The organism is Candidatus Desulfolinea nitratireducens, assembly GCF_982879505.1.
Genome location: NZ_CEYOSI010000150.1, coordinates 1 through 807 on the forward strand (window position 1 = coordinate 1; position 807 = coordinate 807).

The 807-nt window shown below is 47.2% G+C and carries 1 protein-coding gene; it reads left to right on the forward strand.

All coding sequences use genetic code 11. From position 1 onward, the window contains the following. Nucleotides 1-285: 285 nt before the first annotated feature. A partial coding sequence (locus AC3DOM_RS12620) for a DHH family phosphoesterase (RefSeq protein WP_487919403.1) occupies nucleotides 286-807 on the forward strand: 522 nt, incomplete at its 3' end.

Below are 807 nucleotides of genomic sequence, written 5' to 3' on the forward strand. Positions count from 1 at the left end.
AGGGCGATCAGCCCTAAAAATAAAACAACTTTCCAAATACTTACCTTCATTAAATTCTCCTTTAGCATTGATTGAGTAGTATTTTATGTTCTTAGTTTCTCATCAACCTGTGAAGGAATTATGAAGGGGTTGGGGAGGTCTGGTGAGTATTGGAAAATTGTTTGCCATAGTTTTTTAACACGAATGGCACGAATAGACGAATGACGCGAATTTTTTTAAGATTTATTCTCGCCATCTGTTCATTCGTGTAATTCGCATTAATTTTTTCCTGATAGAATTCCTTTCATGACAATATGGCTTGACCCCACTCCAGTTGATATTCCCGATTCGTTCTCCACCCTGGGCTTGCACCCGCTCGCCGCAGAGACTCTTGTCCGGCGCGGAATCTCCGAACTCTCTGCCGCAAAAGCATTTCTTGACCCGGAGGAATACACTCCCACCGACGCGTGGGATCTGCCCGATCTGCGCATCGCGGTGGAGCGGATCGAGCATGCCATTCGCACGGGAGAATCGATCTGCGTCTGGGGTGATTTCGACGTGGACGGGCAAACCTCCACAGCATTGCTCGTCCAAACTTTACGCGCTCTCAAAGCAGATGTGCTCTGGCATATTCCGGTGCGTGCAACTGAATCACACGGAATCAAAATTCCCTATTTAAAAGAAATCATTGACAATGGCGCACAACTGATCCTGACCTGCGACACAGGTGTGGGAGAAAATGAAGCAATTGATTATGCGAATTCACGCGGTGTGGATGTTGTCGTCACTGACCACCATGACCTGCCTGAAACGCTGCCCAATGCTCTG